Source organism: Streptomyces sp. P5F9, from assembly GCF_057961495.1.
Genome location: NZ_JBXVPZ010000415.1, coordinates 1 through 8,699 on the forward strand (window position 1 = coordinate 1; position 8,699 = coordinate 8,699).

Here is an 8,699-nt window from a genome sequence, read left to right on the forward strand (position 1 = left end):
GGGCGGGGCGGGCCTGCCGTTGAGTTGGACCTCGCCCAGTACGCTCACGCGGGAGTCACCCGGCCCTTCGCCCTCGGTCACCCGGAACTTGGCGCGGGCGGTGGCGCGGGGGCCGCCCTGGCCGTCCTTACCGCGGGCCGAGAGGCGGGCCCTCGTCGCCGGACTCGGTGAGATCCAGAGCGACTCTGGCGGCGAAACTCACCTTCATCGCCCCGAAGTGGACTCGGTACGGCGATCTCTTCAGCGATCGAAATCAACGCTGGGCACCTCGCAGGGCAGCATGGCGACTGGGCGGGTCGATGAATCAGCGGGTGGAGGCGCGCCTACGCGCCGGCGTCCGACGTCTGCAACTGGGACTTGAACACGCTCCACAGGTCGTTGTAGAGCTCGGAGAACTCGCGGGACTCCACGAGGGTGCCGATGCTGCGCGGCCGTTCGAAGGGGACGGGAAGCACCCGGCGGATGGTGCCGGGGACGTCGGACATGACGATGACCTCGTCGGCGAGGTAGATCGCCTCGTTGAGGTCGTGCGTCACGAAGACGAGCGTGCCGCCGCGCTCCCCCTCCCAGAGGTTGAGGTTGAGCAGGTCCTGCTGGAGCTTGAGCCGGGCGATCGCGTCCAGCGGTCCGAAGGGTTCGTCCATCAGCACGATGGACGGGTTGTAGATGAGGGCACGAGCGATCGCGCAGCGTTTTTGCATGCCGCCGGAGAGCTCGCGGGGGTAGTGGTCCTCGAATCCGGTGAGGCCTACGACCTTCACCCAGTGGGCGATGCGTTCCTCCCGCTCGTCCTTGGGGACCTTGCGGAACTTCAGGGCGAGTCCGATGTTGGCCCGGACGCCGGCTTCCCGGGAACTGGAGGGTGACGTGGTCGAGGCGGAGGGCTTCGGCGTGGGGTTGGCGCTGATTGTTCGACAACTTGATCTCCTTGCCCGGCCTACACGTAGGGGTTGGGGGGAGGGGTGCACCTGCACTTGCATGAGATTGTCTGACAAGCGATGCAGCGAACGTAACAGCGGCGACCCACGGCGGCAAGAAGTGTGCAGCAAGAACGTGTCGACTTCTTCGGGCTCAAGATCCATGCCGCACATGATTGTTGGACAATCATGTGCGGCCAGACCTCAGCGCGCGCAGACGGCGACGCAGTCGGGGTTCGGTATCGCGAGGGAGTTCCCGGTGCCGGTCAGCAGCCCGGAGCGGAGGTCGACGGCGAACACGTCGACCGTGCTGCTCGCCTCGTTGGCGACGAACAGCCAGCGCCCGCCCGGGTGGACGGTGAAGCTCCAGGGCTTCAGTCCCCCGCAGGGGATGCGCTGGAGGAGGCAGAGCAGCCCGGTTCTCTCCTCGACCGCGTACACGACGAGCGTGTTCTCGCCGCGACTTGAGGCGTAGACGAAGCGGCCGTCACGGCTGATGGCCAGTTCGGCGCCGCTCTTGGTGCCCGTGAAGTCCGGTGAGTCGACGGCAAGACTCTGACGCTTCGTCAATTTCCCCGATCTGCCGTCCCAGTCGAGGAGTTGCAGCTCGGCCGTCAGCTCGGTCAGCAGATACGCCTTGCGCCCGTCGGGGTGGAAGACGATCCGTCTCGGGCCCGCACCGGCGTCGGTGGCGTAGGTGCCGGGTCCGCTCTCGCCGGACGACAGCACACCCGTCGTACCGTCGAAGCCGTAGACGAAGACGCGGTCGGCGCCGAGGTCCGGGACCAGGGCGTGGCGGCGGCCCGGTGCCACGACGACTTCGTGCGGGTGCGGGCCCAACTGGCGTGGGCTGGGCCCCGATCCGGTGTCGGCCACGACCGAGACCGGCGCGCCGAGACCGCCGTCCCGTCGGATCGGGAGGGAAATGGCAAGGCCTGCCTCGAAGTTGGCGACGAGCAGGGTGTCGGAGGGGTGGTCCACGCCGAGGTACGACAGTCCGCCGCCGGCCGTCCCTCCGCCGTCCGTGCTCACCTGACCGGTTTCCGTGAGTGCGCCGGTGGTGCGGTCGACGGCGAGGACGTGGACGATTCCGCCGTCCAGTTGGCTGCCGACGTAGAGCACCGGACGGTCGGGGTGCGCCGTCACCCAGCCCGAACTGACCTGGGCCACCGGCCCGTTGGAGGTCAGGGTGCCTTGGACGGGGTCGAAGCGGACCCCGTAGACCTGGCCGCCGTTCCAGGTGCCGACGTAGAGAAGATCGGGTCTCACCTGCGGTGCGGCTTCGGCGCTCGGTGCCGCGACGGTCAGCGGCACGGTTGCCGCGGTCGCCGTCGCCGCCATGGCGCCCAACATCGTTCTGCGGGACACAGCCCCTTTGATCTCGACCATGGGAAGCAACAGTTGTCCCGATACGCCGCAGCGTCCACATCGTGTACGAAGCTGTGCGTGCGGGCGGCGCAACCTAAGGTTTCACGATGCCCGGGGTCGACTCACCTACTGGTCCGAGGAGTTGGGGCGAGCGAGCCCGAGGTCGTAGGCGAGGATCACCGCCTGGATGCGGTCGCGGGCGCCGACCTTCGCCAGGACGCGGCCGACGTGGGTCTTCACCGTGGACTCGGAGAGGAAGAGGCGCTCGGCGATCTCGCCGTTGGTCCAGCCCTGGCCGATGGCGACGAGGATCTCGCGCTCGCGTTCGGTGAGGGTGCGGATGCGGGGGTCGTCCGTCGCGGGCGCCGCCGCGGGTCCCTGGGGTGAACTCTTCGGCAGGTGCTGGGCGTAGGCGTCCAGCAGGCGGCGGGTGAGCGCGGGGGCGATGACGGCGTCACCGGAGGCCACCGCGCGGATACCGGCGAGGAGTTCCTCGGGGTGGGCGTCCTTGAGGAGGAAACCGCTGGCACCCGCGCGCAGTGCCTCGTGGGCGTACTCGTCGAGGTCGAAGGTGGTCAGGATGAGGACGCGGGAGCGGTCGCCGGCCGCGACGACCCGGCGGGTGGCCTCGATGCCGTCCATGCCGGGCATGCGTACGTCCATCAGGATCACGTCGGGACGCAGTTCGGCGGCCATCCGCACCGCCTCGCCGCCGTGCCCGGCCTCGCCGACCACCTCGGTGTCGGGGTTGGCCTCCAACAGCATGCGGAATCCAAGGCGTTGGAGGGGCTGGTCGTCCACGATGAGCACGGTCGTCATGCCGCACCCCCGATCGCGTCGAGCGGGGTGAGGTCGAGGGTGGCCCGTACCGTCCAGCCGCCGCCAGGGGCGGGGCCGGCGGTGACGGTGCCGTGGTAGAGGGCGGCGCGTTCTCTCATGCCGGCGAGTCCGTGTCCTTCGTCGTGGCTGGGTGCGGGTCCGGCGGTGGCTGTGCCCGGGCCGGTGTCGTGGCAGTCGATGCGCACCCGTGACTCCTCGACGTTCACCGCGAGTTCGACGCGGGTGTCGTGGCCCGCGTGCTTGAGGGCGTTGGTGAGAGCCTCCTGCACGATGCGGTACACGGTGAGTTGGACCCCGCGGTCGAGCGCGGCCGGGTCGCCGCCGGTGCGGTACACGACCTGCGGGCCTGCCGCGCGGATGCGGGCGCAGAGGGCGTCGAGGTCGACGATGCCCGGCTGCGGGCTGAGTTCGGGGGCGTCCGGTGTGGCGGTCTGGACGCGCAACACGCCCAGCATGCGGCGCAGTTCACCGAGCGCCTGACGTCCGGTGTCGCCGATGAGGAGCAGGGCCTGCTTTCCTCGCTCGGGGGCGAGGTCGGTGGCGTAGGCGCCGCCGTCGGCGAGGGTGATGATGACGGAGAGGTTGTGGCCGATGATGTCGTGCATCTCCCGTGCCACGCGGGTGCGTTCGGCGGCGGCGGCGAGCTTGGAGCGCTGGTCGCGCTCTATCTCCAGGCGGGCGGCGCGGTCGCGCAGCACGGCGAGCTGGGCGCGCCGGATGCGGACCACGAAGCCGAGCGCGACGGCCGCGGTGATCGTGCTGAACAGGACGAACAGGGCGTCCAGGACCGGGACTTGGGACGGCAGCCGGAGAGCGAACAGTCCCAGGGCGGCGAGGGTGACGGCGCAGGCGGCGGGCAGGCGCCGCAGCTGCCCGTGCAGGACCAGGCTGTAGAGGGAGATGAGCAGGGCGACGTCCGCGCGCAGCCAGACTCCCAGCCCGGCCTGGACGAAGAAGACGGCGGCGATCAGGGCGAAGGCCAGGGTCGGCCGGCGCCGCCGCCACAGCAGGGGCAGCACCAGCCCGGCCTGGAGGGCGACGGTCGCCGGCCAGGGCAGATGGATGAAGCTGTTGTCGAAGCCGCGCCGTCGGCCGTCGTCGTCGTCCACCAGGTCCGGCAGGCAGAAGATCAGCAGCACCACGACGATCAAGGCTGTGTCCAGCACCCACGGGTGCCGCCGGTCGCCCTGCTTGATCCGGCGGCCGAACCGGGAGAGCCGGCCGGCCACGGGGTGGCTCCACGGGAGGTCCGTCTCCGCGAACAGCACGTGGGCGGGGTCGTCGGGACTCATCGGTGTCACTGGTCCGGGTTCATGGGGGTCACCTGTCCATTGTGGGGCCGCCCCGCGCGAACCACCGGCGCGGCACCCGGCCCGTGAACAGGCCGGATGCCGCGCCGTGGCCGCGGGGGGAATCGGCTCAGGCGTCGGTCTTGAGCAGCCGGTACGCGGCCCCGCCCAGCGCGAGCGCCGTCCAGCCCAGGAAGACCAGGAGTCCGGCGCCGGGCGAGAGGGTCGTCGAGTCGTGGGTCAGCGAGAACATCGCCTCGCCCGCGTTGCTCGGCAGATAAGGGCTGATGTTGTCCTGCCAGGAGCTGGGCAGCAGCGAGATCAGCCCGGGCACCAGCATCAGCGAGGCGACCAGCACCGAGATACCGCCGGCCACCGAGCGGAGCCATGCTCCCAGCGCCGTGCCGATCACGCCGACCAGGCCGAGGTAGAGACCGGCGCCGAGCAGGCTGCGGACGACTCCGGAGTGCGAGAAGGAGAGGGCGGCGGGGGTGCCGGAGACGATGCCGCTGACGATCGGGAACGCCACGAACACGCCGACGAGCGAGATGCCGAGCGCGACCACGCCGAACACGAGGGCCTTGGACCACAGCACCGGCAGGCGGCGCGGCACGGCGGCCAGCGTGGAGCGGATCATGCCGGTCGAGTACTCGCCCGCGGTGACCAGGACGCCCAGCACGCCGAGGGCGAGCTGCGCGAAGTTCGTACCGAAGAGGGAGATGCCGAGCGCGGTGGCGTTGGCGTCGTCCGGCCGCAGGTTGCCCGAGCCGTACTCGGACTTGTAGTGCGCGGCGGAGATCAGGCCGAACGCGATCAGGAACAGCAGGCCGAGGCCCAGGGTGATCCAGGTGGAGCGCAGGGACCACAGCTTGGCCCACTCGGAGCGCAGCACCCGGCGTCCGGTGACCTTGTACGGCGGACGGGCCGGTTTCGCCGCTGCGGGTGCGGCGCTGTCGGTCGCGGTGATGGTGCTCACGCGGCCCTCCCGGGGGTCTCGACGGTGGTGGAGCCGTGGTACTCGACGGCGTCCCGGGTCAGGTCCATGAACGCCTGCTCCAACGAGACGGTGCGCGCGCTGAGTTCGAAGAGCGGGATGCCGTGCTCGGCGGCCTTGAGGCCGATGGCCCGCGCGGTCAGCCCGGTGACGTGCAGCTCCTCGGAACCGACCTCGCCGCTGATCTCGACGCCGGGACCGGCGAGGACCTCGCGCAGCCGGGCCGGCTGCTCGGAGGCCACGGTGACGGTGTCGCCGCCCGCGTGCCGGACCAGGTCCTGCACGGTGGTGTCGGCCAGCAGCCGTCCCCGTCCGACGACGATCAAGTGGTCGGCGACCAGCGCCATTTCACTCATCAGGTGCGAGGAGACGAAGACGGTACGGCCGTCCGCGGCGAGCCCGGTCAGCAGGTTGCGGATCCACAACACGCCTTCGGGATCAAGGCCGTTGACGGGTTCGTCGAGCATGACGGTCGCCGGGTCGCCGAGCAACGCGGCGGCGATGCCGAGCCGTTGGCCCATGCCGAGGGAGAAGGCCCCGGCCCGCTTCTTGGCCACGGACTGCAGCCCGGTCATGTCGATGACCTCGTCGACCCGGCGGCGCGGGATGCCGTGCGTGTGGGCCTGTGCCATCAGGTGGTCGAACGCGGAGCGGCCCGGGTGGATCGACTTGGCCTCAAGGAGTGCGCCGACCTCCTGGAGCGGCGCGCCGTGCTCGGCGTAGGGCTTGCCGTTGACCGTGACGGTGCCGCTGGTGGGCGCGTCCAGGCCGACGATCATGCGCATCGTGGTGGATTTCCCGGCGCCGTTGGGGCCCAGGAAGCCGGTGACGGTGCCGGGCCGGACGACGAAGTCCAGCCGGTCGACCGCCGTCTTCTCCCCGTACCGCTTCGTCAGTTGGTGTGCCTCGATCATCGGTTTCCCTCGCGCTCACGTGCCACCGCCCCCACTGGGCTTTCCCACCGGCAACGCTAGGAGGGCGGGGGGCTCGAAACCGTCGTACCGGGGGGTCATTGAGGGTGCGGGCGTAGTACCGAGGTACCACTGTGTGCACCAGGTTGTGTACGTTCCCATCCTCCATGCACGCACAACACGCTCACCAACTGCGGGAAATACAACCGACACACATATTTACAGCGCCTGTTACCTCTCTTACTGTGAACGTTCTCAGAACCAACCCGCATGCGCATGTCAGTCGACCCAAGGAGGTCGGATCCACGTGAGAAGCCCGGGCCGCATAGTCAAAACCGCCTTGCTCCTGGCCGCAGTCGCCCTGCCGGCGGCGATGCTCACCCCCACGGACGCCGCCGCGGCGAACTCGCTCACCATGCTCGGCGCCGACGTCTCGTCCGCGCAGCGCGCGATCGACCTCGGCGCCAAGTACTACGACTCCAGCGGGACCGCGAAGGACCCGCTCGACATCCTCAAGGGCGCCGGCGTCAACTACGTACGCCTGCGGATCTGGAACAACCCCGCCAGCGGCTACAACAACAAGGCGAAGGTGCTGGCCTACGCCAAGCAGGTCAAGGCCAAGGGCCTCAAGCTGCTGATCGACTTCCACTACTCGGACACCTGGGCCGACCCGGGCAAGCAGTACAAGCCGGCGGCCTGGTCGAGCCACGGCATCAGCGCGCTGCAGACCGACGTCTACAACTACACCTACGACGTCTGCAACAGCCTCAAGTCCCAGGGCACCACCCCGGACAGCGTGCAGATCGGCAACGAGATCAACGTCGGCATGCTGTGGGACGACGGCAAGGTCGTCAACAACAGCTTCACCAACCTCGGTCTGCTGCTGAAGTCGGGCTACAACGCGACCAAGGCGTGCAACAGTTCCACCCAGGTGATCATCCACACGGCCGACGCGGACAGCGACTCGAACGCCCGCTGGTTCTACGACGGCATCAAGGCGCAGGGCGTCAACTGGGACATCACCGGGCTGAGTTACTACTGCATGTGGCACGGCACGCTGGCCAACATGGGCAGCGTCGTCTCGGACATGAAGTCGCGCTACGGCAAGGACGTCATCATCGCGGAGACGGCCTACCCGTTCACGACGTCCGACGCGGACAGTACGGCGAACTCGGTGACTTCGGGCTGCTCGGGCTACCCGCTCACCTGGGCGGGCCAGGGCGCGGAGTTCACGGCGGTGCAGAACACGGCCCGGAGCGCGGGGGCGATCGGCGTCTTCTACTGGGAGCCGACCTGGTACGCGGTCACGGGCAACGGCTGGGACCCGGCCAACATCTCGGGCAGCGGGGACGGTTGGGACAACATGGCGATCTTCAACTGGACCGGCCAGGTGAATCCGAACGTGAAGTGGACGCCATAGGACGGTAGTTCGCGGCGCGAGGACTGACGAGGGCGGGGAACGGCGGGCGCCGTTTCCCGCCCCCTCATGACTGACTGCCCGTCAAAGCAAGGTATACGGCTGAGGACTTGGGGTTGGCGCGGCAGCGCCACACGCCGTGGGGGCAGTAGTCGCTGATGGTCTGGTAGAGCGGGCGCTGGCCGGCCATCCAGGTGAGCATGCCGCGCATGTAGGTGGGGTTGTCGCCGTTGTCGAACAGGCCCCACTCCGGGTAGGCGATGGGCTTGTGGTGGGCGCGGGCGAAGTCGACCTGCGCGAACAGCCCGTAAGGCTCGGTCAGTTGCCGGGAGAAGGACAGACCGCGCGGGCTGTCATACGCGTCCATGCCGATGACGTCGACGTAGTCGTCGCCGGGATAGCAGTCGGTCCAGGGGATCGCGTCGCGGCCGCGGTTGGGGGTGAAGTCGAACCGGAAGTGCTGCCCCGGGACGGATCGCATCGCGGTGACGATGCGCGTCCAGTACCGCGTCCAGGACGCGGGGTCGGGCGCGCAGCGGTGGGTGTAGGTGGTGCCGTTCATCTCCCAGCCGAGGACTATCTCGGTGTCGGGGGCGCCGAGTTGGACCAGCCGCTGGGCGAGGGCGCGGAAGTGGTCGTCGTAGCGTCCGTCCGCTCCGTCTCTCAACTCGGTGCGGACCACACTGTCGGGCAGGTGGTCCTCGTTGCGGTCCAGCATCGGCACGTTGAGGACGAGGAGGCGGTCCTGCTCCTCCCGACGCCAGTCGGCCCACAGGGCAAGGTCGTTGGACGCGCCCTCGATGTCGCTCCAGTTCTCCCCGGCCAGATACGCATGCCCGGCCCGGGGCTCGGGCCGCCCCAGCCAGGCCCCGAACTCCGCGACGCGACGGACGGCGCCGGCACCGTATCCGACATAGGCGCCGTCCGTCGCGTCGCGGAGTTCGGGGCCTGGCTGGGGCGGCC

The 8,699-nt window shown here is 69.4% G+C and carries 8 protein-coding genes; 1 reads left to right on the plus strand and 7 read right to left on the minus strand.

The genetic code is table 11. The annotated features are described in order from the left end of the window. Nucleotides 1–323: 323 nt before the first annotated feature. The 6 genes from AC31A1_RS40680 to AC31A1_RS40705 form a co-directional block, all read right to left on the minus strand. Nucleotides 324–995: an ABC transporter ATP-binding protein gene (locus tag AC31A1_RS40680; RefSeq protein WP_489658114.1), complete on the minus strand. Its 672-nt coding sequence runs from the start codon at nucleotides 993–995 to the stop codon at nucleotides 324–326. 126 nt (nucleotides 996–1,121) lie between these two features. After that, nucleotides 1,122–2,306 carry a lactonase family protein gene (locus AC31A1_RS40685; protein WP_489658115.1) on the minus strand — a complete coding sequence of 395 codons (1,185 nt, stop codon included), beginning with the start codon at nucleotides 2,304–2,306 and terminating at the stop codon, nucleotides 1,122–1,124. Nucleotides 2,307–2,411: 105 nt separating this feature from the next. Continuing rightward, the gene (locus tag AC31A1_RS40690) at nucleotides 2,412–3,104 is read right to left on the minus strand and encodes a response regulator (RefSeq protein WP_489658116.1); all 693 of its coding nucleotides are present in this window, start codon (nucleotides 3,102–3,104) and stop codon (nucleotides 2,412–2,414) included. Beyond that, on the minus strand, nucleotides 3,101–4,417 hold the full coding sequence (locus AC31A1_RS40695) for a sensor histidine kinase (RefSeq protein ID WP_489658117.1): 1,317 nt from the start codon (nucleotides 4,415–4,417) through the stop codon (nucleotides 3,101–3,103). Before AC31A1_RS40695 ends, AC31A1_RS40690 begins: the two co-directional genes overlap by 4 nt. Nucleotides 4,418–4,544: 127 nt before the next feature. Further along, a complete protein-coding gene (locus tag AC31A1_RS40700; RefSeq protein ID WP_489658118.1) occupies nucleotides 4,545–5,390 on the minus strand; it encodes an ABC transporter permease in 846 nt (281 codons plus the stop codon). Next, nucleotides 5,387–6,322, minus strand: coding sequence for an ABC transporter ATP-binding protein (locus tag AC31A1_RS40705; protein ID WP_489658119.1), 936 nt, complete (start codon nucleotides 6,320–6,322; stop codon nucleotides 5,387–5,389). Before AC31A1_RS40705 ends, AC31A1_RS40700 begins: the two co-directional genes overlap by 4 nt. 337 nt (nucleotides 6,323–6,659) lie before the next feature. On the opposite strand from AC31A1_RS40705, the gene AC31A1_RS40710 reads away from it, so the two are divergent. Next, the gene (locus tag AC31A1_RS40710) at nucleotides 6,660–7,739 is read left to right on the plus strand and encodes a glycoside hydrolase family 53 protein (RefSeq protein ID WP_489658120.1); all 1,080 of its coding nucleotides are present in this window, start codon (nucleotides 6,660–6,662) and stop codon (nucleotides 7,737–7,739) included. A 64-nt stretch (nucleotides 7,740–7,803) separates the two neighbouring features. Here AC31A1_RS40710 and AC31A1_RS40715 read toward each other — a convergent pair. Continuing rightward, on the minus strand, nucleotides 7,804–8,699 hold an 896-nt coding region (locus tag AC31A1_RS40715; protein WP_489658121.1), incomplete at its 5' end, for a glycoside hydrolase family 26 protein.

What these genes read in the sequence shown, in the direction of transcription:
- AC31A1_RS40695 (WP_489658117.1), bottom strand. Translation starts at nt 4,417, where the DNA reads ATGAGTCCCGACGACCCCGCCCACGTGCTGTTCGCGGAGACGGACCTC.
- AC31A1_RS40690 (WP_489658116.1), bottom strand. Translation starts at nt 3,104, where the DNA reads ATGACGACCGTGCTCATCGTGGACGACCAGCCCCTCCAACGCCTTGGA.
- AC31A1_RS40705 (WP_489658119.1), bottom strand. Translation starts at nt 6,322, where the DNA reads ATGATCGAGGCACACCAACTGACGAAGCGGTACGGGGAGAAGACGGCG.
- AC31A1_RS40685 (WP_489658115.1), bottom strand. Translation starts at nt 2,306, where the DNA reads ATGGTCGAGATCAAAGGGGCTGTGTCCCGCAGAACGATGTTGGGCGCC.